The organism is Curtobacterium sp. A7_M15 (assembly GCF_030705415.1).
In the GTDB taxonomy this organism is placed as follows: domain Bacteria; phylum Actinomycetota; class Actinomycetes; order Actinomycetales; family Microbacteriaceae; genus Curtobacterium.
Genome location: NZ_JAUZED010000004.1, coordinates 1 through 25427, shown reverse-complemented (window position 1 = coordinate 25427; position 25427 = coordinate 1). Strand labels below are relative to the sequence as shown.

Annotated in this window: 24 protein-coding genes, 1 tRNA gene and 1 pseudogene; 12 read left to right on the top strand and 14 right to left on the bottom strand. The window is 70.9% G+C overall.

Going from position 1 to position 25427, the window contains the following annotated elements:
• Window positions 1-60: 60 nt before the first annotated feature.
• Genes Q7F20_RS01570 through Q7F20_RS01545 form a run of 6 tightly spaced genes read right to left on the bottom strand, consistent with a single transcriptional unit; the run spans window position 61 to window position 7283 of the window.
• On the bottom strand, window positions 61-1806 hold the full coding sequence (locus tag Q7F20_RS01570; protein ID WP_305738360.1) for a protein kinase: 1746 nt from the start codon (window positions 1804-1806) through the stop codon (window positions 61-63).
• Window positions 1803-3260: a penicillin-binding protein 2 gene (locus Q7F20_RS01565; protein WP_305738359.1), complete on the bottom strand. Its 1458-nt coding sequence runs from the start codon at window positions 3258-3260 to the stop codon at window positions 1803-1805. Before Q7F20_RS01565 ends, Q7F20_RS01570 begins: the two co-directional genes overlap by 4 nt.
• A complete protein-coding gene (locus Q7F20_RS01560) occupies window positions 3257-4693 on the bottom strand; it encodes an FtsW/RodA/SpoVE family cell cycle protein (RefSeq protein WP_305738358.1) in 1437 nt (478 codons plus the stop codon). Before Q7F20_RS01560 ends, Q7F20_RS01565 begins: the two co-directional genes overlap by 4 nt.
• Window positions 4690-6048 carry a Stp1/IreP family PP2C-type Ser/Thr phosphatase gene (locus Q7F20_RS01555; RefSeq protein WP_305738357.1) on the bottom strand — a complete coding sequence of 453 codons (1359 nt, stop codon included), beginning with the start codon at window positions 6046-6048 and terminating at the stop codon, window positions 4690-4692. The genes Q7F20_RS01560 and Q7F20_RS01555 overlap by 4 nt, the downstream gene beginning before the upstream one ends.
• Before the next feature lie 6 nt (window positions 6049-6054).
• Window positions 6055-6606, bottom strand: a complete 552-nt coding sequence (locus tag Q7F20_RS01550) for an FHA domain-containing protein (protein WP_305738356.1) — start codon at window positions 6604-6606, stop codon at window positions 6055-6057.
• Window positions 6603-7283 carry a DUF3662 and FHA domain-containing protein gene (locus Q7F20_RS01545; RefSeq protein WP_305738355.1) on the bottom strand — a complete coding sequence of 227 codons (681 nt, stop codon included), beginning with the start codon at window positions 7281-7283 and terminating at the stop codon, window positions 6603-6605. The genes Q7F20_RS01550 and Q7F20_RS01545 overlap by 4 nt, the downstream gene beginning before the upstream one ends.
• 87 nt (window positions 7284-7370) lie before the next feature.
• Here Q7F20_RS01545 and Q7F20_RS01540 point away from each other — a divergent pair.
• Window positions 7371-7457 (top strand) — tRNA-Leu (locus Q7F20_RS01540).
• A 58-nt stretch (window positions 7458-7515) separates the two neighbouring features.
• Here Q7F20_RS01540 and Q7F20_RS01535 read toward each other — a convergent pair.
• A complete protein-coding gene (locus Q7F20_RS01535; RefSeq protein ID WP_305738354.1) occupies window positions 7516-7956 on the bottom strand; it encodes a hypothetical protein in 441 nt (146 codons plus the stop codon).
• Window positions 7957-8043: 87 nt separating this feature from the next.
• Between Q7F20_RS01535 and Q7F20_RS01530 the strand changes: the two genes are divergently transcribed.
• The gene (locus Q7F20_RS01530; RefSeq protein ID WP_305738353.1) at window positions 8044-8712 is read left to right on the top strand and encodes an NUDIX domain-containing protein; all 669 of its coding nucleotides are present in this window, start codon (window positions 8044-8046) and stop codon (window positions 8710-8712) included.
• On the opposite strand, the gene Q7F20_RS01525 is transcribed toward Q7F20_RS01530, so the two are convergent.
• Together Q7F20_RS01525 and Q7F20_RS01520 are read right to left on the bottom strand one after the other, a co-directional pair.
• Window positions 8678-9319, bottom strand: a complete 642-nt coding sequence (locus Q7F20_RS01525) for a TetR family transcriptional regulator C-terminal domain-containing protein (RefSeq protein ID WP_305738352.1) — start codon at window positions 9317-9319, stop codon at window positions 8678-8680. The two genes, Q7F20_RS01530 and Q7F20_RS01525, sit on opposite strands and share 35 nt — an antisense overlap.
• A 20-nt stretch (window positions 9320-9339) precedes the next feature.
• The gene (locus Q7F20_RS01520) at window positions 9340-10872 is read right to left on the bottom strand and encodes a PucR family transcriptional regulator (RefSeq protein WP_305738351.1); all 1533 of its coding nucleotides are present in this window, start codon (window positions 10870-10872) and stop codon (window positions 9340-9342) included.
• Window positions 10873-10964: 92 nt separating this feature from the next.
• Here Q7F20_RS01520 and gabT point away from each other — a divergent pair, with 92 nt between their 5' ends.
• The 6 genes from gabT (at window position 10965) to Q7F20_RS01490 (ending at window position 16922) form a co-directional block, all read left to right on the top strand.
• Window positions 10965-12329 carry a 4-aminobutyrate--2-oxoglutarate transaminase gene (gene gabT / locus Q7F20_RS01515; RefSeq protein ID WP_305738350.1) on the top strand — a complete coding sequence of 455 codons (1365 nt, stop codon included), beginning with the start codon at window positions 10965-10967 and terminating at the stop codon, window positions 12327-12329.
• Window positions 12326-13858 carry an NAD-dependent succinate-semialdehyde dehydrogenase gene (locus Q7F20_RS01510; protein ID WP_305738349.1) on the top strand — a complete coding sequence of 511 codons (1533 nt, stop codon included), beginning with the start codon at window positions 12326-12328 and terminating at the stop codon, window positions 13856-13858. The genes gabT and Q7F20_RS01510 overlap by 4 nt, the downstream gene beginning before the upstream one ends.
• Complete coding sequence (locus tag Q7F20_RS01505; protein ID WP_305738348.1) at window positions 13855-15225, top strand: NAD(P)/FAD-dependent oxidoreductase; 1371 nt, start codon at window positions 13855-13857, stop codon at window positions 15223-15225. The genes Q7F20_RS01510 and Q7F20_RS01505 overlap by 4 nt, the downstream gene beginning before the upstream one ends.
• Window positions 15226-15316: 91 nt before the next feature.
• The gene (locus Q7F20_RS01500) at window positions 15317-15811 is read left to right on the top strand and encodes a GNAT family N-acetyltransferase (protein WP_305738347.1); all 495 of its coding nucleotides are present in this window, start codon (window positions 15317-15319) and stop codon (window positions 15809-15811) included.
• A 52-nt stretch (window positions 15812-15863) separates the two neighbouring features.
• Window positions 15864-16016: a hypothetical protein gene (locus Q7F20_RS01495; RefSeq protein WP_305738346.1), complete on the top strand. Its 153-nt coding sequence runs from the start codon at window positions 15864-15866 to the stop codon at window positions 16014-16016.
• A gap of 51 nt (window positions 16017-16067) precedes the next feature.
• Window positions 16068-16922 carry a hypothetical protein gene (locus tag Q7F20_RS01490; RefSeq protein WP_305738345.1) on the top strand — a complete coding sequence of 285 codons (855 nt, stop codon included), beginning with the start codon at window positions 16068-16070 and terminating at the stop codon, window positions 16920-16922.
• Between the two features lie 30 nt (window positions 16923-16952).
• Here the strand turns inward: Q7F20_RS01490 and Q7F20_RS01485 are convergent, their stop codons facing one another.
• A complete protein-coding gene (locus tag Q7F20_RS01485; RefSeq protein ID WP_305738344.1) occupies window positions 16953-17531 on the bottom strand; it encodes a TetR/AcrR family transcriptional regulator in 579 nt (192 codons plus the stop codon).
• Window positions 17532-17607: 76 nt separating this feature from the next.
• On the opposite strand from Q7F20_RS01485, the gene Q7F20_RS01480 reads away from it, so the two are divergent.
• The 3 genes from Q7F20_RS01480 to glgX all read left to right on the top strand — a co-directional run bounded on the left by Q7F20_RS01480 (window position 17608) and on the right by glgX (window position 21239).
• Window positions 17608-18342 carry an SDR family NAD(P)-dependent oxidoreductase gene (locus tag Q7F20_RS01480; RefSeq protein WP_305738343.1) on the top strand — a complete coding sequence of 245 codons (735 nt, stop codon included), beginning with the start codon at window positions 17608-17610 and terminating at the stop codon, window positions 18340-18342.
• Window positions 18343-18411: 69 nt separating this feature from the next.
• Complete coding sequence (locus Q7F20_RS01475; protein ID WP_305738342.1) at window positions 18412-19152, top strand: potassium channel family protein; 741 nt, start codon at window positions 18412-18414, stop codon at window positions 19150-19152.
• A 68-nt stretch (window positions 19153-19220) separates the two neighbouring features.
• Window positions 19221-21239 (top strand): glycogen debranching protein GlgX, encoded by a 2019-nt coding sequence (gene glgX, locus Q7F20_RS01470; RefSeq protein WP_305738341.1) that lies wholly within the window; start codon window positions 19221-19223, stop codon window positions 21237-21239.
• An 86-nt stretch (window positions 21240-21325) separates the two neighbouring features.
• Here glgX and Q7F20_RS01465 read toward each other — a convergent pair whose 3' ends face one another.
• The 4 genes from Q7F20_RS01465 to Q7F20_RS01450 all read right to left on the bottom strand — a co-directional run bounded on the left by Q7F20_RS01465 (window position 21326) and on the right by Q7F20_RS01450 (window position 24900).
• Complete coding sequence (locus Q7F20_RS01465; RefSeq protein ID WP_305738340.1) at window positions 21326-21730, bottom strand: PIN domain-containing protein; 405 nt, start codon at window positions 21728-21730, stop codon at window positions 21326-21328.
• The gene (locus Q7F20_RS01460) at window positions 21727-21957 is read right to left on the bottom strand and encodes a type II toxin-antitoxin system VapB family antitoxin (protein WP_305738339.1); all 231 of its coding nucleotides are present in this window, start codon (window positions 21955-21957) and stop codon (window positions 21727-21729) included. The genes Q7F20_RS01465 and Q7F20_RS01460 overlap by 4 nt, the downstream gene beginning before the upstream one ends.
• A 110-nt stretch (window positions 21958-22067) precedes the next feature.
• On the bottom strand, window positions 22068-23453 hold the full coding sequence (locus Q7F20_RS01455) for an NAD-dependent succinate-semialdehyde dehydrogenase (protein ID WP_305738338.1): 1386 nt from the start codon (window positions 23451-23453) through the stop codon (window positions 22068-22070).
• A 34-nt stretch (window positions 23454-23487) separates the two neighbouring features.
• A complete protein-coding gene (locus Q7F20_RS01450; RefSeq protein WP_305738337.1) occupies window positions 23488-24900 on the bottom strand; it encodes an APC family permease in 1413 nt (470 codons plus the stop codon).
• Window positions 24901-25225: 325 nt separating this feature from the next.
• Here Q7F20_RS01450 and Q7F20_RS01445 point away from each other — a divergent pair.
• Window positions 25226-25427 (top strand): annotated as a pseudogene (locus Q7F20_RS01445) (hypothetical protein); the annotation flags it as partial.

The following is a 25427-nucleotide window of genomic DNA, read 5'->3' as shown; positions in this document are numbered from 1 at the left end:
GACGGGGAGCTCGACCGAACCGTTACGCAACGGTGTCGCGAGCCCCCGTCCGGGGGTCGGTCAGTCCTGCGGGCCGGCGCTCGGGTTGTTGCCTTCGGTGGGGTCGGTCGTCGGCTCGTCGGTGGGCTGCCACGCGTCGCTCGACGCGGCCTCGGACGCCGCCGACGCCGCGAGGTTGCCGCACGTCACGGTGTAGCTGAGCGAGGCCGAGGTGTCGATCTTGTCGATCTGCACGGTGACCGATCGGTGGTCGGCGTCGAGCGTCCCCGAGGTCTGGCTCGAGGCGTCCTTGCCGCCGGTGATCGTGTACGCGTACGACGACACCGTGTACCCGGTCGGGCAGGTCGCCGCCGCCCAGCTGAAGGTCACCACGCCGTCGGCGGACACCGCACCCGGCGAGGCCGAATTCGGCTGGTTGACCGTCGGCTGCGCCGTGTACTGCTGCAGGACGACGAGCGAACCGGGCGCCAGGCTGCCGGTCGGGCTGATCGACTGGACGGTGTTCGCCTGCTCGGGCTTCGGAGCGGGGTCGCCGTCCTCGACGCGCGAGGTGAGGTTCAGCGCCTCGAGCTTCGCCTGGGCGTCGGCGACCGACAGTCCGACGAAGTCGGCCGAGTTCACGATCACGCGGGTCTCGGTCGGCGACGGCGTCGGCGTGTTCGACGGCTTCGGCGTCGAACTGCGTGTCGTCGCGGTCTTGGTCGGTTCCGGCTGATCGTTGTTGGTGAGGGCGAGTGCGCCGATCACACCCGCGATGATCAGCGCCGCGACGATGCCCACGACCCACCAGATCCACGCGCGCTTCTTCTTCGGCTCCTCGTCCTCACCGTCGACCGGCGAGCCCGGAGTCCCGGGACCGCCCGTGACGGCACCGGCCTGCGTCCCGATGAGTGCCGTCGCCGCGTCGTTCCCCTGTGCGGGCGGCGGGTTGAACGCCACGGTGCCGCCGGCAGCGATGGCCGGCACGGCGACGGTGGCGGCCGCCACGTCCCCCCGCCGGAGTGCCTGTGCCGCACGGGCCAGGTTCGCCGCGGTGGCGGGGCGGTCGGCGGGCTTCTTCGCGATGCACGACATCACGAGGGCGGACACCGGCTCCGGGATGTCCCCGGGGAGCGCCGGCGGCTGCTCGTTGATGTGCGCCATCGCGATCGCGACCTGGGACTCGCCCGTGAAGGGTCGACGGCCCGCGAGGCACTCGTACGCGACGATGCCGAGTGAGTAGATGTCGGTCGACGGCGACGCCGGGTGCCCGCTCGCCTGCTCCGGCGAGAGGTACTGCACGGTGCCCATGACCTGGCCGGTCGCGGTGAGCGGCACCTGGTCGGCGATGCGGGCGATGCCGAAGTCGGTGATCTTGACGCGGCCGTCCGGCGTGATGAGGAGGTTGCCCGGCTTGATGTCGCGGTGCACGAGCCCGACGGCGTGCGCGGCCTGCAGGGCGTTCGCGGTCTGCGCGACGATGTCGAGGACCTTGTCGACCGGCAGCGTGTGCTCCCGCTCGATCATGGTCGAGAGCGCTTCGCCCGGAACGAGCTCCATCACGAGGTAGGCGCTGCCGTCCTCCTCGCCGTAGTCGAAGACGTTCGCGATGCCCTCGTGGTTGACGAGCGCAGCGTGGCGTGCCTCGGCGCGGAAGCGCTCGAGGAAGCCCGGGTCGCCGAGGTACTCGTCCTTGAGGATCTTGAGTGCGACGGTCCGGCCGATGACGAGGTCGGTGGCCTGCCACACCTCTCCCATGCCGCCGATCGCGACGCGGGACGAGAGCTGGTACCGCCCACCGAAGGTGAGTCCGCTGGTGGGTCTCATTTGTTCAGCACCGCCTCCATGACTTTCTTCGCGACCGGAGCCGCGACCGTGTTGCCGACCCCGGACTGCCCGAGTCCGCCGCCGTTCCCGACGACGACCGCGACGGCCACCTCGGGGTCCTTCGCCGGGGCGAAGCCCGTGAACCAGAGTGTGTAGGGATCGCCCGTGCCGCCTTCGGCCGTGCCCGTCTTCCCTGCGACGTCGACACCGTCGATCTTGGCATTGGTGCCGGTCCCCGAGCTGACGACGCTCTGCATGGCCTCGGTGAGGTCGCTCGCCTCGGACGACGAGAGCGGGTCGCTGTACTGCTTCGGGGAGAAGGACTCGACGGTCTTCAGGTCGCTCGTGGTGATCGAGTCGACGAGGGACGGCTGCATGACCTTGCCCCCGTTCGCGATGCCGGCGGACACCATCGCCATCTGCAGCGGGGACACCCGGACGCTGGCCTGGCCGAACGAGCTCAGCATGAGCTGCGCGGTGTCGTCGCTGACGTCGGGGTACTGGCTGGCTGTGGCTCGCATCGGGACCTCGATCGCGTCGCCGAAGCCGTACTTGTCGGCCATGCTCTTGATCGCGTCGTAGCCGAGCTTCTGACCGAGCTCCGCGAAGGGGATGTTGCACGAGTACTGGATCGCCGTGCGCAGCTTGACCTTGTCGCCGCCGCCGCACGAGCCGCCCTCGGCGTTGTTGATGTACGTGCTCGTGCCGGGGAGCTGCAGTCGGGACGGGTTCGGGAACTCGGAGTCGAGGTCGTACTTGCCGCCCTCGAGCGCCGCGGACGCCACGATGAGCTTGAAGACCGACCCGGGCGTGTACAGGTCGCCGCCGATGGCCCGGTTCTGCAGGGGCTTCGCCGGGTTCGACTCGAGTGCCTTGTACTGCTCGATGACGTTGTCGGTGTCGTGCGACGTCAGGGTGTTCGGGTCGTAGCTCTGCTTCGACACCATGGCGAGGATCTTGCCGGTCTTCGGCTGGATCGCGACCACGGCACCGGTGTTGTCGCCGAGCGCGTCGTAGGCGGTCTTCTGGACGTCGGGGTCGATCGTCAGGTTGACGTTGTCGCCCTGGACGTCCTGGCCGGTCAGGATCGCGTTGAGGTTTTGGAAGAACGAGGCGTCCGAGTTGCCGGACAACACGGTGTTCTCGGCGCTCTCGATGCCGGAGTTGCCCTGCCCGATCGTGAAGTACCCCGTGACGGCCGAGTACAGGTCGCCGTTCGTGTACTTCCGCTGGTACTGGTACTGGTCGTCCACCGGGGTCGACTCGGCGATGGGACTGCCGTTGACGAGGATCGCCCCGCGCTTCGTGGAGTAGCTGGCGAGGATCGTCCGCGAGTTCCGCGAGTCGGCACGGAGCGAGTCGGCCGAGAAGAACTGGATCGAGGTCGTCGACACGAAGAGGGCGACGAACATGAGCACGATGACGGTCGAGACACCGCGGAGCTGTCGGTTCACCGGCTGCGCTCCTTCCTGGTCGTCCCGCGACCACGGGCAGCGGGGATCGCACCCTGCTGCACGCGCTGTTCGGCGGGGATTGCATCGGTCAGGCGCAGCAGCATCGCGGCGATGATCCAGTTGGCGACGAGGGACGAACCACCGGCCGCCATGAACGGCGTCGTGAGGCCGGTCACCGGGATGACCCGGGTGATGCCGCCGACGACGACGAACACCTGCAGGGCGATGATGAAGCCGAAGCCCACGCCGAGCAGCTTGCCGAAGTCGTCCTGCGCCATGAACCCGACGCGGAGGCCCCGCGACGCCAGGATGATGAACAGGGACAGGATGGCGAAGACGCCGATCAGCCCAAGCTCCTCACCGAGCGAGGCGATGATGTAGTCCGCGTTGGCGACGGGCGTGATGTACGGGCGTCCCTGGCCGAGGCCGGTCCCCGTGATCCCACCGTTCGCGAAGCCGAACAGACCCTGCACGAGCTGGTAGCTGCCCTGGGTCTGCCGGGTGAAGATCTCCTGGTTGAACGGGTCGAGCCACTGCTCGAACCGGCCGTGCACGTAGACCAGGACGGACTGCGCCACGAGCGCACCGCCGACGAACAGCACGAGCCCGATGAGGACCCAGCTCAGCCGCGCCGTCGCGACGTAGATCATCACCAGGAAGAGGCCGAAGTAGAGCAGCGCGGTACCGAGGTCCCGCTGGAAGACCAGGACACCCATCGCCGCGGCCCACATCACCAGGATCGGACCGAGGTCGCGCGCCCGCGGGAAGGTCATCCCGAGGAACTTCCGGCCGACGATCGACAGGGAGTCCCGTGCGGTGACGAGGTACCCGGCGAAGAACAGCGCCATCGTGATCTTGGCGAGCTCGCCCGGCTGGAAGGTGAAGGACCCCACCTGGATCCAGACCCGGGCACCGTTCACGTTGAGTCCGATGCCCGGCAGCATCGGCAGCAGCAGCAACGCGATCGTGAGGAACATGAAGATGTAGCGGTACCGCTGCAGGAAGCGGTGGTTCCGGACGACCGAGACCGTGATGATCGCCAGGACCATCGCGAGCATCGTCCAGACGATCTGCTTCACGCCGATCGCGCTCCACCCGGTGAGGCCGTTGTGGACGTCGATGCGGTAGATCTCGGCGATGCCGATGCCGTTCAGCACCAGGGCGACCGGCAGGATGAACGGGTCCGCGTTCTTCGCGACGATCCGCAGCACGACGTGCATCACGAGGGCGAGGCCGAGGATGCCGGCACCCGTCCAGAGCACCGAGGTGTCGAACAGCCTGCCCTTCGTCCCGAGCTGCACGAGGACCATGGCGCCGGCGCAGATCCCGCAGGCGATGACGAGCAGGACGAGCTCGAGGTTGCGGGCGCGCGCGGGCTCCCGCAGCTTGATCGTGATCGCCTGCGTGAACGACTGGGCGGTCGCGCCGCTCATCGCTTCGTCCCGGGCGACGCCGACTTCGTCGGGGTGGAGGAGGGCGACGACGAGGGCGTCGGGGACGGTGATCCGCCGTCGCCGCCGGTCCCCGCCTGGTCCTGACCGGTCTCGGCGGCCTTCCGGAGCCGGTCGACGATGTCGCGGGCGTCGGAGAGCGACTGCGCGTTGATCGTCGAGCGGACGTTCTCGCGGGTGTACTCCGGCAGCCCGGACACCGCGATGTCGGTGTCCTCGTACACGTCGGACAGGGCGATCGGCCCGATCGACTGCTGCACGCCCTTGTAGATCGCGACGGTGCCGCGGTCGGTCCCGACGTAGTAGTGATCCTGGGTGATCCGCCAGCCGAGGAAGACCGCGCCGACGAGTGCGGCGACGGCCACGACGAGTGCGACGGTCCACGAGACCCGTCGGCGGATGCGGCGACGGCGGTCCTCGGCGATGAGCTCGGCGAAGAACTGGTCGGACTCGGGTTCGAAGTGCGAGTCCTCGGGCGCGGTCGTGACCTTGAGCGGGTGGAGCAGGATCGTGGGGAGGCGGATCGGCTTGCGGCCGGTCGACGCCTCGAACGTGAGCGGTGCCGCCGCGGACCCGACCGTCGTGGCAGCGTCGTCCTCGTCGTCGGGTTCGGTGTCGGTGACGTCCATCACGACGACGGTGACGTTGTCGGGCGCACCGTGGTCGAGCGTCTCCTTCACGAGGCGCTGGGTGACCTGGTTCGCGTCCATGTTCGACGCGAGTGCGTGGCGGATCCGCTCTTCGGCCAGGTACGACGACAGGCCGTCGGAGCAGAGCAGCCAGCGGTCGCCCGGCTGGATGTCCATGATCGCCGTGTCGACCTCGGGTGCGGCGTCGACGTCGCCGAGCACCCGCATGAGCACGGACCGCCGCGGGTGCACGGCTGCCTCTTCGGGGGTGATCCGACCGCTGTCGACGAGCCGCTGCACGAAGGTGTGGTCGGACGTGATCTGCTGCAGTTCGCCGTCGCGGTGCCGGTAGATGCGGGAGTCGCCGATGTGCGCGATCGCGACCTGGTCACCGACGCGGATCATCGCGGACACGGTGGTGCCCATGCCGGTGAGTTCCTGGTGCTCGAACACCGTCTCGGTGATGAGCTGGTTGGCCGCGATGAGTGCCGACTGCAGGGCGAACTCGGCGTCGTGCGCCGACGGGAACTCGCGGTCGACCTCTCGGATGCGACGGATCGCGATCGCCGACGCGACGTCGCCGCCCGCGTGTCCGCCCATGCCGTCGGCCACCGCGAACAGGTGCTGACCGGCGTAGCCGGAGTCCTGGTTGTTCGCGCGGATGCGCCCGACGTGGGACACAGCGGCGCTCAGCGTGCGAGCGGTCATCCCGGGTTACCGCCGCAGCTCGAACGTCGTCGTCCCGATCGTGATCGGCGTCCGCTCCGCGACGATCACGGGAGCGGTCACCTTCTGACCGTTGACGAACGTGCCGTTCGTGGACTCGAGGTCGGTGAGCAGCCAGCCGTCGGCACGGAGCTCGAGGCGGGCGTGGTTGGTGGACGTGTAGTCGTCGCGGATGACCACGTTGGACTCGCTCGACCGGCCGATCGTGATCGGGCCGCCCCCGAGCGGCATCTCCATGCCCTCGCGCGAGCCCTCGGTGATCACCAGGCGGGTCGCAGCCGGCGTGCCGGACTGCTGCGCGCCCGTCGGTTGGCCGATGAGGTCCGTGAAGGCCCCCGCCGACGCAGCGGCGGGGGCTGCTGCCGCCGGCACCACCGGGGTCGTCGGACCGGACGCACCGGCCTTCGGGTCCGTCGGGATCGTGCGCACGCGCTGGCCGAACAGGTCGCTCCGCAGGGCGAAGACGATCACGAAGACGAACAGCCAGAGCACCGCGAGGAACGCGAAGCGCAGGACGAGCAGGGTCAGCCCTGTGGTCACCTGGTACCTCCGTCGTTCTCGGGGATCACCCGGAACACCATACGGGTACGACCGATCTCGATCGTCGAATCCGGCTCCACGATGGCCTGCTGGAAGCGCTCACCGTTCAGTTTCGAGCCGTTCGTCGACCCGAGGTCGTTGGCCTGGGCGTGCTTGCCGTCCCAGATGACCTCGACGTGCTTGCGGCTCGTCCCGGTGTCGGCGACGGTGATGTCGGCGTCGGTCCCGCGGCCGATGACGGTGCGACCGCGCTGCAGCTTGTGGCGCTGCGAGCCGATGTCGAGCACGGCGACCCAGGCGACGTCCCGCTGCACCGTGGTGGAGTCGATCTGCAGGATCCCGGTGGAGAGCGTGCCGTCCTGCTGCAGCCGGATGGTGACCGGGCCGGAGAAGGAGTAGTTCTGTGCGACCGCGTGCTGTTGCACCATCTGCGACAGCTCGTCGATGAGCGGCCGCCCGATGTCGTTCATGCGCGTGTAGTCCGGTGGCGCGAGGCGCACCGTGAACTCGTTCGGCACGAGGATGCGTTCGCGGGAGACGACGGCTGCCTTCGTGTCGAGCTCGCGGCGGAGTGCGCTCGAGATCTCGACGGGCTGCACGCCGGAGCGGAAGGTCTTCGCGAACGCGCCGTTCACGGCGCGCTCCAGCCCTCGCTCGAAGCTGTCCAACAGGCCCATGGGTCTCCAGTGTTCTCGGTCGTCGACCTTACGCATGGTAGTGGTTGGCGTCTGGCAGCGTCTGTGCGTGGTAGTGTTCTCGGGCTGGCGCGAGTGGCGGAATTGGTAGACGCGCACGGTTCAGGTCCGTGTGCTGGAAACGGCGTGGGGGTTCAAGTCCCCCCTCGCGCACCACGCAACGGAGAAGGCCCCCGGAGTGATCCGGGGGCCTTCTCCGCGTTCAGGGCAGGCGTCAGTCGCGCGGTCGGTCGGGATCCGTCGACCTGGAGGCGCGGCTCGGCTCCGTCGTGTCGGCTCGCCGGAAGAACGGGCGCGCGCTGGGCAGGAAGAGCAGCACCGCGGCGACGACGGAGAGCAGGACGAGCGCCGGGGACAGGCCGCCGTCGGTGACGCTCAGGACGGCACGGAGCAGGGCGATCGCCACGAGGACGATCCGTGCCACCGCGGACCCACGCAACACCAGGACGGTCGCGGCGGCCACCGCGGCCCAGACCACGAACGCGAGCACGAGGGCGAGGACGACACCGGCCCCGGTCGTCGCCGGGTCGGACACCGAGACGACCACGGTCGAGACCACGCCGACGACGAGCCAGACGCCCCAGAGCACGACGGACGTCCGGACGACGGGCGGTGGGGTCGGGCGTGAGCGCCTGAGGTCGTCCGTCGTCGTCACCGTGTTCCCCGTCCCCGCCGCTCCCTGGTGCGGCGTGACGATCGTACCGGCGGCATCGGCTCCGGGGCGGGACGCTAGCGTGGCGGCGTGGACGACGTGCGCACGACCGACCCCCGACCCGGCACCACCGTCCCGGACGGCCGTGGACGCACCGGTCTCGACGCCGTCGGCCGCGACCTCGACCGCAACCCCGACGTGGTCGTGCGCGACGTCGAGGTCGTCTCGGACGGCTGGCACGTGCTCCGTCGGACGACCCTCGACGTCCGACGCCGTGACGGTCGCTGGGACCGGCAGCAGCGCGAGACCTACGACCGGGGCAACGGTGCGGCGGTCCTGCCCCACGACCCCGGGCGCGACACCGTGCTGCTCACCCGGCAGTTCCGCTGGCCGGCGTACGTCAACGGACACCCGGACGGGATGCTCGTCGAGGCCGCCGCGGGACTGCTGGACGAGGACGACCCGGAGACGGCGGTCCGGCGCGAGGCGGCGGAGGAGCTCGGCATCCGGCTCGGCACCCTCACGAAGGTGTTCGACGCGTTCATGAGCCCCGGCTCGGTGACCGAGCGGGTCCACGGGTACGTCGGTGCGTACTCGCCCGCCGACCTCGTGCACGCGGGTGGCGGGCTGGAGGACGAGGGCGAGGACATCGAGGTGCTCGAGCTCCCGCTGGACGACGCGCTCGCGATGGTGACGGACGGGCGGATCGCGGACGGCAAGACGATCATGCTCCTGCAGTGGGTGGCCCTGCAGCGCTGAGGGCGACGGGGTCGACACCGACGGCGTGCGCGATCGTCGTGCGGACGAGGTCCTCGCGCGTCCGTCGGTCGAGGTAGTCCACGAGGGCGTACCCGTTCGTCGCGTCCACGAGCGCGAACAGCAGCCGTCCGACCGCGTCCGGGTCGTCGGTCCGCATGACCCCGGTGTCGACGCCGTCGCGGACCACCTCGGTCGCGAGCGCCTGCCAGCCGTCCATGACGTCGCGCGCGGCGCCGGCGAGCGCGGTGTTCGTTCGGCCCAGGCTCCAGGCGTCGGCCCAGAGCGCGGCGACGTCGTCCCGGGCGGGGTCGGCGATGCACGCGAGCAGGGTCGCCAGGCGGCGGACCGGTCCGGTCTGCTCGTGCACGATCCGACGGACCTCGGCCACCTCGGTGCTCGCCACGCTGCGGAAGGTGTCGCCGACGAGGTCCTCCATCACCGGGCGGTAGTGCGCGACGAGGGACGGCGCGACTCCGATCGCAGCGGCCACACCACGCAGGGTCACGGCGGCGAGGCCCTCGGCGCGGGCGACGGCGACGGCCGCCTCGGCGATCTGGGCCTCCCGCTCGGCAGGGCTCAGACGCCGGCGGGTCGGAGTGGTCGGCACGACGCCAGCCTAGGCGCGCCTCAGGCGCCCTCGACGACGAACGCCGCCCAGAGGTCGGCGCGGGTGGCGAACACCGTCAGGTCCCGTTCGAGCAGCCGTCCGGCGTGCTCGACCCGGGCGCGGGCGGTGTGCCGGTGGATGCCGAGTGCCTGGGCGGTGCGGTCGTACTCGCAGTTCTGCTCGAGCCAGGTCCGCACCGTGCGGGTGAGCTCGGTCCCCGCTGTGCGATCGTGGTCGAGCAGGGGCGCGAGGAAGGAGCGGGCGACGGCTCCGGCGTCGACGTCCACGTGGGCGAGGTGGGCGAGTACACCCTCGCGGGCGAGGTCGCCGAACTCGGTGGTGCCGGGTCGACCCTCCCGCCGTCGGTCGAGCGCCTGGACGGCCTCGGTCCGGGCGCGGCCGAAGTACCGGTACGTGGCGCCGTCGGAGAGCCCGGCGTGCAGGTCGAAGCGGTCGACGAGCTCCTCGACGATCAGGGTGTCCTCGGCGCCGACGCAGAGGAAGAGCTCGTCGTCCGCGGCGAAGAAGAGCCGCCCGGGGCGGTCCTGCACCCACAGCTCGAGCAGGTCGACCACGGTGTCGAGGTCCTGCTCGGGGACGTCGACCGCGGCGATCCGGACAGGTTCGGCGGGCAGCGGTCCCCACACCTCGCGCGAGGTGGTGTCCACGACGGCGGGGTCGCCCACCGACAGCATGGTGAGGAGGCCGGTGCGGAGGAGGCCACGCGCCCGGGCGAGCTCGCGGTTCTGCTGCAGTGCGAGGCCGGCCAGCGCGATGACCGCGGTGACGACCTCGCGGCCGGCCCGGTCGAGCGCACCACCGTTGGCGATGGCGAGGACACCGCTGAGGTGGCCGCCACTGCCGAGGGTCTGCAGCGAGAACCCGGTGCGGTGCTCGGTCGTCACCGGGAGGCTCGCCCGCTGTCCGGCGCGGAGGAGCCGGAGCGCCTCGCCCCGGAGCACCTCGAGGTCGTCGGCGGGGACGCCCTCGGCGGGGTGGCCGCGGTCGAGCCGCCCGGAGACGTCGAACAGGCCGACCCACCCGCCGAGCTGTCGGGACAGCTCGGCGATGGTCGCCCCGAGGCCGTCCGGTCGCATGGCCGCGAGCGAGATGGCGCGCTGTGCGGCGAGGGCCCAGGCGTTGCGGGCGTTCGCGTCCCGGGCGACGGCGTCCGCGTTCGCCTGCGCGACGGCGATGAAGGAGGTCTCGTACGGGACCTCGAAGAGTGCGAGCCCCTGCTCCGTGCAGGCGTCGACGAGCTGCGGCGGCGTGCCCGTGCGAACGACCTCGTCACCGAACCCGAGTGCGACGACACCCCGGCGCACGAGCCGGGCGACGTAGGCGTCGGCGACGGCGGCCGTGACCTCGGTGTCGGCGCCGAACTGCGTGCCGGTCGTCAGCAGGCCCTGACCGTCGGCGAGGAACGGCGTCGGGTCCTCGAGGTCGGAGCTGTGCAGCCACGACAGCGGAGCATCGAGGGCCGAGTCCGTGGCCGTCAGGAGCCGGAGTCGCAGGTCGGCGCGGTGCAGCAGGGAGCGCAGGGTCGCGGGCATGGGGGCACCCTATCCGCTGCGTCGATCGAGAGGGCCACCGGTGTACACGGTGGACAGCGCCAGGGGTGAGGACCGGCTCCTACGATCGGCGCATGTCCTCCACCGTCGCACCCTCGACCAGCGCCGCCGCGGGCGGCCCATCGCTGCCCCAGGAACGGCGGCTCGTCACGGAGGTGCCGGGCCCGCGCTCCCGCGCGCTCCTCGAACGGAAGTCCCGAGCGGTGGCGTCCGGCGTCGGGGTCGCGGTGCCGATCGCGGTCGTCGCGGCCGGAGGCGGCGTGGTCGTCGACGCCGACGGCAACTCCTTGATCGACCTCGGTTCCGGGATCGCCGTCACCAGCGTCGGCAACGCCCACCCCGGCGTGGTGGACGCCGTGCAGCAGCAGGTCCAGGCGTTCACGCACACGTGCTTCACCATCGCCGCCTACGACGGGTACGTCGAGGTCGCCGAGGCCCTCAACCGACTCACCCCCGGCGACCACGAGAAGCGGACCGCGCTGTTCAACTCGGGCGCCGAGGCGGTCGAGAACGCGGTGAAGATCGCGCGCAAGCACACCGGTCGGCAGGCGATCGTGGTGTTCGACCACGCCTACCACGGCCGGACGAACCTCACGATGGCGCTGACCGCGAAGAACCAGCCCTACAAGAACGGCTTCGGTCCCTTCGCACCCGAGGTGTACCGCGTCCCGATGTCGTACCCGTTCCGCGACGGCGGGCTGTCCGGCGCCGAGGCGGCGAAGCGCGCGATCTCCCAGATCGAGAAGCAGGTCGGTGCCGAGAACACGGCGGCCGTGCTCATCGAACCGATCCAGGGCGAGGGCGGCTTCGTGGTCCCGGCGCCCGGTTTCCTCTCCGCGTTGTCCGAGTGGGCGACCGCGAACGGCGTCGTCTTCATCGCGGACGAGGTCCAGACCGGGTTCGCCCGCACCGGTGCCATGTTCGCCAGCGAGCACGAGGGCGTCGTCCCGGACGTCGTCACCACGGCCAAGGGCATGGCCGGCGGCATGCCGCTCTCCGCCGTCACCGGGCGTGCGGAGATCATGGACTCGGCCCACGTCGGCGGACTCGGCGGCACGTACGGCGGCAACCCCGTCGCGTGCGCCGCAGCGCTCGCGGCGATCCACGCCTTCGAGCACGACGGCCTGGTCGAGCGCGCGGCCGAGATCGGCGACGTGCTGCTCGGACGACTCCGCACCGCACAGGCGACGGACCCCCGCATCGGCGACGTCCGTGGCCGCGGAGCGATGGTCGCCGTCGAGCTCGTCGACCCGGCGACCGGGGAAGCCGACGCCGCGCTCACCGGAAGGGTCGTACGGTACGCGTACGAGCACGGCGTGATCGCCCTCACCGCGGGGACGTACGGCAACGTCCTCCGCTTCCTCCCCCCGCTCGCGATCGGCGACGACCTGCTCCACGACGGGCTCGACGTCGTCCTGGAAGGACTCGCAACCGCATGACCGACACCCAGCAGACCCACACCGCCCCCGCGGTAGACCGGACCGCGGCCGAGCGCGAGCTGCTCGCGAAGGTCCCCACGGGCCTCCTGGTCGACGGCGCCTGGCGGCCGGCAGCCGACGGAGCAACGTTCCCCGTCGTCGACCCCGCCACCGGCGAGACGCTCCTGGAGATCGCCGACGCAACCCCCGATGACGGTGTCGCCGCCCTGGACGCGGCCGACGCGGCGAAGCGCAGCTGGGCGACCACCCCGCCGCGCGAGCGCGCCGAGATCCTGCGCCGGGCGTTCGACCTGCTCCAGGAGCGCCGCGCCGACTTCGCCCTGCTCATGACGCTGGAGATGGGCAAGCCACTCGCCGAGGCGAACGGCGAGGTCACGTACGGGGGCGAGTTCCTCCGCTGGTTCTCCGAGGAAGCCGTGCGCATCGGCGGCTCCTACGGCACCAACCCCGAGGGCTCCGGTCGCGCGATCGTCAGCCACAAGCCGGTCGGCCCGGCGTTCCTCATCACACCGTGGAACTTCCCGCTCGCGATGGCCACCCGCAAGATCGCCCCCGCGCTCGCCGCCGGGTGCACGGTCGTCGTGAAGCCCGCCGAGCTCACGCCGCTCACCACGCTGCTGTTCGCCGAGCTGCTGCGCGACGCGGGCGTGCCGGCCGGTGTCGTCAACGTCGTGCCCACCACGCACGCCGGTGCACTGTCCGAGCCGATCATCGCCGACCCGCGACTCCGGAAGCTGTCGTTCACGGGGTCGACCCCCGTCGGTCGGACGCTGCTCGCCCAGGCAGCGCAGAACGTGCTGCGGACGAGCATGGAGCTCGGCGGGAACGCCCCGTTCCTCGTGTTCGCCGACGCGGACCTCGACCTCGCCGTCGAGGGGGCGCTCGCCGCGAAGTTCCGGAACACCGGACAGGCCTGCACCGCCGCGAACCGGTTCCTCGTGCACGAGGACGTCGCCGAGGAGTTCGCCCGACGGCTCACGTCGCGCGTTGAAGGGATGACCGTCGGGCGGGGGACCCAGGACGGCGTCGCCATCGGGCCGCTCATCGACCAGCGCGCGATCGACAAGGCGCACCGGCTCGTCTCCGACGCCCTCGACCGCGGTGCGACCTTCCGGACCGGCGGCCACCCCGTCGACGGCCCCGGCACGTTCTACGCGCCGACCGTCATCACCGACGTGCAGCCCGGCAGCGACCTGCTCCGCGACGAGATCTTCGGTCCCGTCCTGGCGATCCGGACGTTCTCGACCGAGGACGAGGCGATCGCTGCGGCGAACGACACCGAGTACGGGCTCGTCGGGTACGCGTTCACCGAGGACCCTGCTCGCGGGCAGCGACTCATGGAGCAGCTCGAGACCGGGATGCTGGGGTTGAACACCGGGGTCGTCTCGAACGCATCGGCACCGTTCGGCGGGGTCAAGCAGTCCGGACTCGGGCGCGAGGGCGGCGGCGAGGGCATCGCCGAGTACCTCGAGACCATGTACACACTCACGCCCGACCCGTTCGGGCGCACGAAGGGAACGCAGCGATGACCATCGAGAAGGACGTCGTCGTCATCGGCGCCGGGGTCACCGGGCTCGTCGCCGCGAACCGCCTCGTCGCCGAGGGGAAGCGCGTGGCCGTGCTCGAGGCCCGCGACCGCGTCGGTGGACGGACGTGGACGAACGACATCGAGGGCGTGACGCTCGAGATCGGCGGCCAGTGGGTCTCGCCCGACCAGACCGCCCTGCTCGAGACCCTGGACGAACTCGGCCTCGAGACGTACGACCGCTACCGCGAGGGCTCCAGCGTCTACATCGACGAGCACGGCACCCGCACCGAGTACACGGGCGACATCTTCCCGCTGCCCGAGACGACCGCCGCCGAGATCGAACGACTCGTCGCGGTCGTGGACGAGTACGTCGCGAAGGTCGACCCGTCGAGGCCGTGGGAGACCCCGGACGCGGCGGCCCTCGACGAGGTGTCCTTCCGGGAGTGGCTCCGGCGGCTGAGCGACGACCGGGTCGCGACCGAGAACGTCGAGCTCTTCATCGCCGGCGCCATGCTGACCAAGCCGGCGCACACCTTCTCGGCGCTGCAGGCCCTGCTCATGGCGGCGTCGGCCGGGAGCTTCTCGAACCTCGTCGACGCCGACTTCATCCTCGACAAGCGCGTCGTCGGCGGCATGCAGCAGGTGTCCGAGCGGCTGGCCGCACGTCTCGGTGCGGACGTCCACCTGGGTGCTCCGGTGCGCACCCTGCGGTGGGACGACGAGGGCGTGGTGGCCATCGCCGACGGCGGCATCGAGGTCCGAGCCCGCCAGGCGCTCGTGGCCGTCCCGCCGCCCCTGTACTCCCGCATCTCGTACGAGCCGCCGCTCCCGCGCCGCCAGCACCAGCTGCACCAGCACCTGTCGATGGGCTTCGTCATCAAGGTGCACGCCGTCTACGACCGGCCGTTCTGGCGCGGCGCCGGGCTGTCCGGCACGGCGTTCAGCCCGTACGAGCTCGTGCACGAGGCCTACGACAACTCGATGCACGGTTCCGAGCAGGGCACCCTCGTCGGGTTCGTCTCCGACCAGCACGCAGACGACGTCTTCGCGCTGTCCGCCGACGAGCGCAAGGCCCGGGTGCTCGACTCGCTCGCGCACTACTACGGCGACGAGGCGCGCCGACCCGTCGTCTACTACGAGAGCGACTGGGGGACCGAGGAGTGGACCCGAGGCGCCTACGCGGCGAGCTTCGACCTGGGCGGGCTCGTCCGGTACGGGGCCGACCAGCGGGCCGCCGTCGGTCCGATCCGGTTCGCGTCGAGCGACCTCGCCGGGCACGGCTACCAGCACGTCGACGGGGCGGTGCGGATGGGCCGCGAAGCGGCCGCCGAGATCCTCGCCTCGTTGCCGCAGCCGGCGGTGCGGTAGACCCACGCCGAGGTGGACGGGAGGCGCGGTGCGGGCCGGCACCGTGCCTCCCGTCCGTCATCGGTGCGGGTCGGGCCGGTACGGTCGTCCCATGGGGAATCCGTCGACCGATGCCGTGACGATCCGCCCGGCGACCACCGCCGACGCCGAGGGCATCGCCCGGGTGCACACCACGTCCTGGCGCGAGACGTACGGCCGGTTCGTCGCCGACCCGGACACCGATCCGTGGTTCGACCTCGGACGGCGGCTCGAGATGTGGCGGACGAACCTCGCCCACGGCACGTTCGAGGCGGTCGTCGCCGACGGCCCGGAGGGCATCGTCGGTTTCGCCGCGGTCGACGCGACGACCGGGCCCGACGCCGTCCGGCCCGAGGAGCTCACGATGCTCTACGTGCTCGCGCGCGCCCACGGCGACGGCACCGGCCAGGCGCTGCTCGACGCCGTCCTCGGAGCCAGACCGGCCTCGCTGTGGGTGGCCGAGGACAACCCGCGGGCACGCGCCTTCTACCAGCGGAACGGCTTCGAGCCGGACGGCGCCACGTCGAGCTTCGGGCCGATCGGCGCGACGGTGCGGCTCCTCCGCTGATCGATGCCGGTCCTGAACGGACACCGGACGCACCGCGCGTACGGTCCCGGACATGAGTGACACCAGCGGAACCAGCGACCCGACCGACACCGAGCGGCAGTACACCGAGGACCTGCCGGACGGCTCGCCCTCGGGGAACGCCACCCAGGACCCGGAGCAGGACAGCGACCACGACTCGGGCGGCGAGCCGGCGGACCCGCAGTAGTCCCTTCCGGACGTCACCCGCGCCGTCGGCGGTCCCTGCGATGATCGGGGCATGGACGAGACGACCGCAGCAACGATCAGCGCGGTCGCCGCGACGGTGAGCCTCCCGGTGGCGGTCGCGTCGGCCGTCGTCGCGTGGCGGGCGGGTCGGGCAGCCACGCGCGCGGCCGACCAGCAGAACCAGCTCGGGCACGCCGCGTGGCTCGGATCCTGGCAACCCACCGTGGACATGGTGCTCGACGCCGTCACGTACCGGTGGGCGACCGACGCGCAGGTCTGGGAGGCCGGCCAGCAGACCGACCCCGGCCTCGCAGCGGGAGAGGGCGTCTCGCCGGACCGTGCGCGGGACGAGCGGCTGCACGTCGAAGTGGTGGTGTCAGGACGCCTCGTCAACCACTCACCGCGCGAGATGCTGGCGACCGCCCACGCACTCCGGCGTCGGCAGGTGCGCTACCCGTTGCGGAACCAGGGGGTGTTCCTGGTGGACGGGGTCGACCGCCACCAGGCCGTGATCGCGGCGAACTCCACCGTCGCCTTCCGGTGGATCGACCGCCTCCCGGTGGACGACTGGTTGCGGCACCTCGCGGTCGCGGACCGGTGGGCGGCCTTCGACGTACCGATCCGGCTCCGGCGTCGTGACCGGGCCCGGTCGCCGCAGTCCGGAGGGTTCTGCGTCGTGCTGGACAGTCGGGCCGCCGAGCGCGTCTCCGAGGTCTGGACGGCCATCCTCGAGCGTCCGGCGGTCCGGCCGTGTGGTCGGGACGACCGGGACCAGCTGCTGTGGGCTCCGGCCGAGTCCGCCTCGGCTCCGATCGACGACGACGTCATCCGGTACCGGTGCGCTGCCGACAGCACGCTGGCGCAGCTCCGGCCGCCGCGGCTGCGTCTCGTGCCGGGTCGACTCTGACCCCGGCACGCTCCAGCGGGTCCGGCATCGTCAGGCCTCGATGACCCGCTCGGCCGCCGTACGCGCCGCCGCCGCCCAGGGCCGCGACGGGTCGGCCTGCGCGCTCGCCATCGCTCCGTCGTAGAGCAGGCACAGCTGCAGCGCCGTGCCGTCCGGATCGGCTGCGCCGGCCTCGGCGAGGAGCGACGTGAAGAGTTCCCGGACCCACGCACGGTGTTCGAGCGTCACCTCGTGCGTCGGGTGTCCGGGGCCGTACTCCGCCTCGACGTTGATGAACGGACAGCCGCGGTACCCCGGCTCATGGAACCACTCTCCGAGCAGGTCGAACACCACCAGCACCTGTTCGCGTGGCGTGCTCCCGCGCCCGGGCAGCTCGGCCGCGACGTGCTCCTGCCACGCCCGGCTCCGGCCACGCAGGTAGCCGAGCACGAGGTCGTCCTTAGTCCGGAAGTGCGTGTAGAGGCTCGCCTTCGAGATGTCCGCCTCGGCCGCGACCTGGTCGACGCCCACTGCGTGGATGCCCTGCTCGTAGAAGAGCCGGTCGGCGGTGGCGACGGCGCGCTCGTACGCGGGGCGGCGGCGGGTGCGAGGAGCGGTGGTGTCGGACACGGTTTGACTTTACTGCACTGATCTGTACAGTTACCAGTACTTCAATCGAACCGATCTGTTCAGTTAGGACACGACCATGGCCTCAATCGCTCTCGTCACCGGATCCACCAGCGGCATCGGCCGCGCCACCGCCGAGCGGCTCGCCGCGGCGGGGATGCACGTCGTCGTCTCCGGTCGCAACACCGAGCGCGGCGATCAGGTGGTGCAGCGCATCCGGGCTGCCGGCGGCTCCGCCGACTTCGTCCGAGCCGACCTGCGCGACGCCTCGAGCGCGAAGGAGCTCGCTGCAGCAGCACTCGAGATCGGAGACGGCAGGGTCGACGTCCTCGTCAACAGCGCGGGCATCTTCCCCTTCGGTGCCACGGCAGACACCACCTCTGAGGGTTTCGACGAGGTCTTCGACATCAACGTCAAGGCGCCGTACTTCCTCGTCTCCGAGCTGGCTCCCGGCATGGCGGAGCGGGGATCGGGTGCGATCGTGAACGTCACGACGATGGTTGCCGAGTTCGGTGCGGCCGGCATGGGTCTGTACGGCTCGACGAAGGCTGCACTCGTCCTGCTGACGAAGTCGTGGGCGGCCGAGTTCGGCCCCGCCGGCGTCCGCGTCAACGCCGTGAGCCCCGGCCCGACCCGGACCGAGGGCACGGCCGCCATGGGCGAGAGCCTCGACCAGCTCGCCGCCGCCGGCCCCGCCGGACGACCGGGCACGGCCGACGAGGTCGCCGAGGCGATCGTCTTCCTCGCCACGGACGCTGCCTCCTTCGTGCACGGCGCCGTCCTGCCCGTGGACGGTGGGCGGATCGCGGTCTGACGCGATCGGCCGACGGACGGGAGGCGGGGCACACCTCCCGTCCGGCCGCGCGCACGTTAGCGTTCGTCCATGAGGTGGACGCAGGCGCAGTGGGTGCGCGTGACCCAGTGGCCACTCGCAGCGGCGGCGCTCGCGTTCCTCGCGGCGTACGCGGTCGAGATCCTCGCCGAGCCACGGGGCGGAGCGCGTCTCGCGTGCGAACTCGTGGTCAACGTCACGTGGGTCCTGTTCGTCGTGGACTACGTGGTGATGCTCGTGCTCGCGGAGCGGCGGTTCCGGTGGTTCCTGCGACACCTGCTGGACCTGGCCGCGGTGGCACTGCCGTTCCTGCGTCCACTCCGGCTGCTCCGACTCGTCCAGCTGTTCCGGGTGCTGCAGCACACCACCGGCGCCGCGGTCCGGGGCCGCGTCACGCTGTACGTCGTCGTGACGACCGCGCTGCTGGTCTTCGTGTCGGCGCTCGCGGTGTTCGACGTCGAGCGGCACGCGCCCGGGGCGACCATCGTGTCCTTCGGCGACGCCCTCTGGTGGGCCGTCGTGACGATCACCACCGTCGGCTACGGCGACCTGACGCCGGTGACCGATGCGGGCCGGCTGATCGCGACCGGGGTGATGATCGGTGGGATCGCCCTGCTCGGTGTCGTCACCGCCACCCTCGCCAGCTGGATCATCGAGCAGGTCGGGCAGCGGGACGAGGCCGCCCAGAGTGCGACGCGTCGCGAGATCCGGGAGCTGACAGCCGAGGTCCGCGCACTCCGCGAAGAGCTCGGGCAGCGCCGTCCGGACGGCGCCTCGGGGATCCCCGAGTGACCGCGGTGTGACGGGCCGGGGTACGCCAGCCAGCCGTGGTCACAGCGGCCGACCGGTACAAGGACGACATGACCACTTCCTCCCGCACCCCGCTCGGCGTGACGCTCGTCGACGGCGGCGCGAACGTCGCCCTCTTCTCCAGCACCGCCGAGCGCGTCGAGTTCTGCCGTTTCGACGAGGACGGCACCGAACACCGCACCGAACTCCGGAACCGCACCGGCTACACCTTCCACGACGTCGTCCCGGACGTCACCGTGGGCACCCGCTACGGCTTCCGCGTGCACGGTGCGTGGGACCCGGCGAACGGCCTCCGCCACAACGCCGCCAAGCTCCTGCTCGACCCCTACGCGACCGCCGTCGACGGCACGTACGAGTGGGGGCAGGCGCTCTTCGGCCACGACATGGAGCACCCGGACCAGCGCGACGACACGGACTCCGCAGGTGCCATGCCGAAGTCCGTCGTCGCCGACCGCGAGTTCGACTGGGACGGTGACAGTCGCCCCGGCACGTCCCTCCGGGACACCGTCGTGTACGAGGTGCACGTCAAGGGCTTCACGAAGCAGCACCCCGACGTGCCCGAGGAGATCCGCGGCACGTACGCGGGGCTGGCGCACCCGGCAGCGATCAAGCACCTCACCGACCTCGGCGTCACCGCCGTCGAGCTGCTGCCGACGCACCAGTTCGTGCAGGACTCGACGCTCGCCGACAAGGGCCTGCGGAACTACTGGGGCTACAACTCGATCGGCTTCTTCGCGCCGCACGACGAGTACTCGTCCTCGGGCACCGCCGGGCAGCAGGTGACCGAGTTCAAGGAGATGGTCAAGGCCCTGCACGCCGCGGGCCTCGAGGTCATCATGGACGTCGTCTACAACCACACCGCCGAGGGCAACCACATGGGCCCGACGCTGTCGTTCAAGGGCATCGACAACCAGGCGTACTACCGCTTGGTCGAGGGCGACGAGGCGAACTACTTCGACACCACCGGCACGGGCAACAGCCTCAACGTGTCGCACCCGTCCGCGCTCGGGCTCATCACCGACTCGCTCCGCTACTGGGTCGAGGAGATGCACGTCGACGGCTTCCGGTTCGACCTCGCCACAACGCTGACCCGGCAGGACGGCGAGGCCGAGAAGCACTCCGCGTTCCTCGACATCATCCACCAGGACCCGATCCTGCGGGAGGTCAAGATGATCGCCGAGCCGTGGGACACCGCCGGCTACCAGGTGGGTGGCTTCCCCGCGGACTGGTCGGAGTGGAACGGCAAGTACCGCGACGACCTCCGGGCGTTCTGGCGTGGCGACGAGGGCACCCTCGGCGACGCCGTGCAGCGCGTCCTCGGCAGCCCGGACGTCTACGAGGGGTCGCGGCGCTCGCCGCTGTGCTCGGTCGACTTCGTCACCGCGCACGACGGCTTCACGCTGGCCGACCTGACGATGTACGCCGAGAAGCACAACGAGGCCAACGGCGAGGACAACAACGACGGCGAGAGCAACAACACCTCGTTCAACGGCGGCGTCGAGGGGCCGACGGACGACGGTGCGGTGAACGACTACCGCGATCGGCAGCGTCGGAACTTCCTCGGCACGCTGCTGCTCTCCGCCGGTGTGCCGATGATCCTCGGCGGCGACGAGATCGCGCGGTCGCAGGGCGGCAACAACAACGCCTACTGCCAGGACGACGAGATCTCGTGGTTCGACTGGGCCGCCGCCGACCACGACCTGCTCGCCTTCACGACGGCAGCGATCGCGTTCCGTCAGGAGCACCCGGCGCTCCGCCCCGAGTGGTACCGCACGGCGCCCGGCGACTCGGAGTCGACCGTGCAGGTGCTCCGGGCCGATGCGCAGGGGTTCGAGGACGGCGACTGGGCCGATGGTGGGAACCGTGCCGTCACCCTCGTGCTGACGCAGGGCGACGACACCGTGGCGGTGCTGCTCAACGCCTCGGACACCACGGTCGAGTTCACGCTGCCGGAGAAGCCGGGCGGTGGGAGCTGGTCGCTCGGGCTGTCGAGCGACCAGGACCAGGCCGTCGGCGGCGACGCCGCGACCGTGCTGGTGCGGGACGCGTCCTTCACCGCGTTGGTCTAGTCCCGGGCCGCACCATGGACGGACGGGAGGCGCGGTGCCAGCCGGCACCGCGCCTCCCGTCGTGCAGAGCCGTGGTGTCGCGCCGCCTACCGCTCCGGCAGGTACTCGTGCCGGAAGTCCGGAACGACGGCGGCGATGTGGTCGTAGTCACGATCCGCCGTGAGCACGATCGCCTCGTTCGCGATCGCGTAGGCGGCGATCAGTGAGTCGACGGTGCCGGCACCGCGGACGTACCCGCCGTTCCACAGCGCACTCTGCAGCGTGAGGACGTCGGTCGCGCTCGGGTGCTCTTCGGCGGGGAAGAACACCTCCATGTCTCGTCGGAGATCCGCGTGCTCGGCGGCGTCCCGCGCGGAGAAGCAGTACTCGAGCACCTGCGGGGGGCACGTGATGATGAGGTCCTGCGTCGACACCGCACGGAGTCGCGTAGCGATACCGGCATGGCGTCCGGCCTTCCACCAAACGGAGTTGTCGACGATGTACGCGCTCACGCCTCGTCCGAGGAGGATCCCGGTGCGTCGTAGTGTTCGACGGCCGCTTCTGTCTGCTCGTCCGTGAAGGTCCGTGCGATGATCCGCTCGACGGCGGCCGGCTGGCGTCGGACCGCGATGAGCGTCTGCAGTGCGCGGTTCACGACGTCGCGGTTCGTGCGCGCGCCCGTGAGCTCCTTGGCAGTGTCGAGGACGGCCTGGTCGAGATCGATGGTCGTGACGGTCATGATGTCCTCCTCCGTACCCGTGGAAACTATACATCTGCTTATACAAGGACGGGAGGCGCGGTGCCAGCCGACACCGCGCCTCCCGTCCGCCGCGTTCCGGGTCCAGGGCGTCAGCCGCCGATGCGGATCAGCTTCTTGTTGACGAACTCGTCGGCCCCGAGCGGGCCGAGCTCGCGGCCGAAGCCGCTCGCCTTGACGCCGCCGAAGGGGAGCTCCGGGCTGTCCGCCCCGACGATGTTCACGTAGACCATCCCCGCGTCGATCCGATCGGCGACGCGCAGGGCCTGCTCGGCGTCGGTCGTGAAGAGGTACGAACCGAGGCCGTAGGGGGTGTCGTTGGCGATCGTGACCGCGGCGTCCTCGTCCTCGACGCGGTACACGGCGGCGACCGGGCCGAAGAACTCCTCGCGGTAGGCGTCGTTGTCGGGCGTGACCCCGGTCAGGATCGTCGGGGTGAAGGCGTTGCCCTGGCGCTGCCCGCCGGTGACGACGGTGGCACCCTGGGCGGTGGCGGCGGTGAGCTGCTCCTGCAGCCGGTCCGCGGCGGCGGGGGAGGACAGCGGACCGAGCTCGGCGCCGGGCTGTGTCGGATCGGCGGGGGAGACCGCAGCCATCGCGTCGGTGAACTTCGCCAGGAAGTCGTCGTACAGGTGGTCGGCGACCAGGAAGCGCTTCGCGGCGTTGCAGACCTGGCCGTTGCCCTCGAGGCGGGTGGCGACGGCCGACTCGACGACCGCGTCGAGGTCGTCGGTCGACAGCAGGATGAACGGGTCCGAGCCGCCGAGTTCGAGGACGACCTTGGTGAGGTTGCGGCCGGCGATCTCGGCGACGGCGGCACCGGCGCGCGCCGAGCCGGTGAGCGAGACACCCTGCACGCGCGGGTCGGCGATCACGTCGGCGACCTGGTCGTTCGTGGCGAAGACGTTCGTGTAGGCGCCCTCGGGGAAGCCCGCGTCGTGGAAGATCCGCTCGATGGCGAGTGCGGACTCGGGGCACTGCGGGGCGTGCTTGAGCAGGACGGTGTTGCCGATGACGAGGTTTGGACCGGCGAACCGGGCGATCTGGTACGCCGGGAAGTTCCACGGCATGATGCCGAGCAGCACGCCGATCGACGACTTCCGGATGAAGGCGCTGCCCGCGCTGCCGTCCGCCAGGGTGATGGGCTGGTCGGCCAGGAACTCGGCGGCGTGGTCGGCGTAGTAGTCGTAGATGTCGGCGCAGAAGTCGACCTCGCCGAAGGCCTGGTCGATCGGCTTCGCCATCTCACGGACGATCGTCGTCGCGAGGTCGTCCCGGCGCTCCCGGTAGAGGTCCGCGACGCGGTGCAGCAGCGCGGCGCGATCGGTGACGGTGCTCGTGCGCGACCACTCGGCGTGCGTCCGGTCGGCGGTGTCGATCGCCGTGCGGAGGTCCTCGTCGGTGATCGTCGGGAACGTGGCGAGGGTGTCCCCGGTGGCCGGGTCGGTGACCGCGTAGACGGTTGCCGTGTCGTTCATCGTGTCTCCTGTGTGGTTCGGGCCGGGTGGTCGGTCAGACCTGGTCGGTCAGCTGCTTGTTGACGCCGGTGACGGGCTGGTTCTCGTCGAAGCCCTTCGGCTGGATCCGGAACCCCTTCGTGATCACCAGCAGGTACACGAAGCCGATCGCGGCCCAGACACCGCCGGCGATCAGGGCGTCGGCGTGCAGCTGCGACCAGAGAACACCCGTCAGCAGCATCGCGACCCCGGGGAGCACGATGTAGGCGAACCGGTCACGGGCGGTGTGCCGACGGCCCCCACGCCAGGCGAAGTGCACGATGACCGTCAGGTTGACGAACGTGAAGGCGATGAGGGCGCCGAAGTTGATGTACGCCGAGATGGTGTCGAGCGAGAACGTCATCGCGAGGAGCGTGACCGCGCCGACGATGACGACGTTCGGGATCGGGGTGCGGGTGCGCGGGCTCACGTACCCGAACACCCGCTTCGGCAGGACGTTGTTGCGTCCCATCACGAGCAGCATGCGGGCGACGCTGGCGTGCGAGGCCAGGCCGGAGGCGAGTGCGGCGACGAACCCGGCGGCGACGAGGATCGCCTGGAACACCCGACCGCCGACGAGCAGTCCGATCTGGGGGAGCGGGTCGTCGGTGAACTCGCCGAACGGCGCGTTCGTCGGGAATCGGAGCTGCGCGAAGTACGCCGAGACGAGGAAGATGAGCCCGCCGATCAGGACGGTCAGGAGGATCGCCTTCGGCATGATGCGGATGCTCTTCGCCTCTTCCGTGTACATCGTCACCGCGTCGAACCCGATGAACGAGAAGCACACCACGGTCGCGCCGGTGAGCAGGGCGGACATCGTGACACCGTCGTGCACGAACGGTCCGGCACTGACGACGGTGCCGGCACCCGCGCCCTGGACGAGCTCGATCACGGTGAACACGACGAACGCGATCATCGCCAGGATCGCGCCGATCAGCAGGACCATGTTGAGGTTCGAGGTGCCGCGCATCGACAGGCAGATCACGGTCGTGACGAAGAGCGTGTAGACGACGACCGTCACCCACGCCGGCAGCGCCGGGAAGACCTGCTCGAGGTACAGCCGGATGATGAGCGCGTTCACCATCGGGAGCAGCAGGTAGTCGAGGAGGGACGCCCAGCCGACCATGAAGCCGGCGTTCGGGTGGATCGACTCGCGCACGTACGTGTAGGCGGACCCGGCCGCCGGGTAGACGCGGACCATCTTCCCGTAGCTGACGGCCGTGAGCAGCATGATCACCAGGGCGATGAGGTACGCACTCGGCACGGCGCCGTTCGTCTCGCCCGAGACGATCCCGAAGGTGTCGAACACCACGGTCGGCGTCATGTACCCGAGGCCCAGCCCGACGATCGCCCACAGCCCGAGACTCCGCTTCAGCGATCCACCACGCGCGGTTCCGGGCGGGGCGGTGACGGTGGTCGGTGACGCCATGTGCTTGCCTCCTGCTCGCGACCGGGGCCGCGGGGGTCGGGGTCCGCGCGGCGGTGCGCGGGCCTGATCGGGTGGACCGATCCGCTGACGATACCGACGTGGCGAGCCGCGTCGGACCCGCCATGGAGTACACACCGTGCGGCACGGATGTACGCGACGTCGCTTGCCGTGACGTCGCCGCGGTCGTGTCCGCGGAAGCCTGGGACGAGCCGGGAGGATGCTCAGCCACGGGTCCGGAACAGCGGGTGCGCTCCCGGCGCGGTTCCCTACGATCGGCTCGGCACGTCCGGCACCGAGCCGGACGCCCGACGGACGAGGACGACCGATGACACGGACACGAGGGGCCCGCTCCCGCTCGACGGGATTGCTCGCCGCCGGCCTGGTGGTCGGCCTCGCGCTCGGCGCGGCCGGTGGGTGGGGCGTCGCCCACGCGACCGGAACAGCCGCAACGGGCTCCGCCGCTGCCGGGCGGGCTGTCGCTGCGGAGCCGAGCCGCGCCTCCACGGCCCGCGCGACGACGACGCCGA

Coding starts and splice junctions, on each gene's coding strand:
- Q7F20_RS01570 (WP_305738360.1), bottom strand. CDS start 1,806: ATGAGACCCACCAGCGGACTCACCTTCGGTGGGCGGTACCAGCTCTCG.
- Q7F20_RS01560 (WP_305738358.1), bottom strand. CDS start 4,693: ATGAGCGGCGCGACCGCCCAGTCGTTCACGCAGGCGATCACGATCAAG.
- Q7F20_RS01555 (WP_305738357.1), bottom strand. CDS start 6,048: ATGACCGCTCGCACGCTGAGCGCCGCTGTGTCCCACGTCGGGCGCATC.
- Q7F20_RS01545 (WP_305738355.1), bottom strand. CDS start 7,283: ATGGGCCTGTTGGACAGCTTCGAGCGAGGGCTGGAGCGCGCCGTGAAC.
- Q7F20_RS01520 (WP_305738351.1), bottom strand. CDS start 10,872: ATGCCCGCGACCCTGCGCTCCCTGCTGCACCGCGCCGACCTGCGACTC.
- gabT (WP_305738350.1), top strand. CDS start 10,965: ATGTCCTCCACCGTCGCACCCTCGACCAGCGCCGCCGCGGGCGGCCCA.
- Q7F20_RS01510 (WP_305738349.1), top strand. CDS start 12,326: ATGACCGACACCCAGCAGACCCACACCGCCCCCGCGGTAGACCGGACC.
- Q7F20_RS01505 (WP_305738348.1), top strand. CDS start 13,855: ATGACCATCGAGAAGGACGTCGTCGTCATCGGCGCCGGGGTCACCGGG.
- Q7F20_RS01500 (WP_305738347.1), top strand. CDS start 15,317: ATGGGGAATCCGTCGACCGATGCCGTGACGATCCGCCCGGCGACCACC.
- Q7F20_RS01495 (WP_305738346.1), top strand. CDS start 15,864: ATGAGTGACACCAGCGGAACCAGCGACCCGACCGACACCGAGCGGCAG.
- Q7F20_RS01490 (WP_305738345.1), top strand. CDS start 16,068: ATGGACGAGACGACCGCAGCAACGATCAGCGCGGTCGCCGCGACGGTG.
- Q7F20_RS01480 (WP_305738343.1), top strand. CDS start 17,608: ATGGCCTCAATCGCTCTCGTCACCGGATCCACCAGCGGCATCGGCCGC.
- Q7F20_RS01475 (WP_305738342.1), top strand. CDS start 18,412: ATGAGGTGGACGCAGGCGCAGTGGGTGCGCGTGACCCAGTGGCCACTC.
- glgX (WP_305738341.1), top strand. CDS start 19,221: ATGACCACTTCCTCCCGCACCCCGCTCGGCGTGACGCTCGTCGACGGC.
- Q7F20_RS01460 (WP_305738339.1), bottom strand. CDS start 21,957: ATGACCGTCACGACCATCGATCTCGACCAGGCCGTCCTCGACACTGCC.
- Q7F20_RS01455 (WP_305738338.1), bottom strand. CDS start 23,453: ATGAACGACACGGCAACCGTCTACGCGGTCACCGACCCGGCCACCGGG.
- Q7F20_RS01450 (WP_305738337.1), bottom strand. CDS start 24,900: ATGGCGTCACCGACCACCGTCACCGCCCCGCCCGGAACCGCGCGTGGT.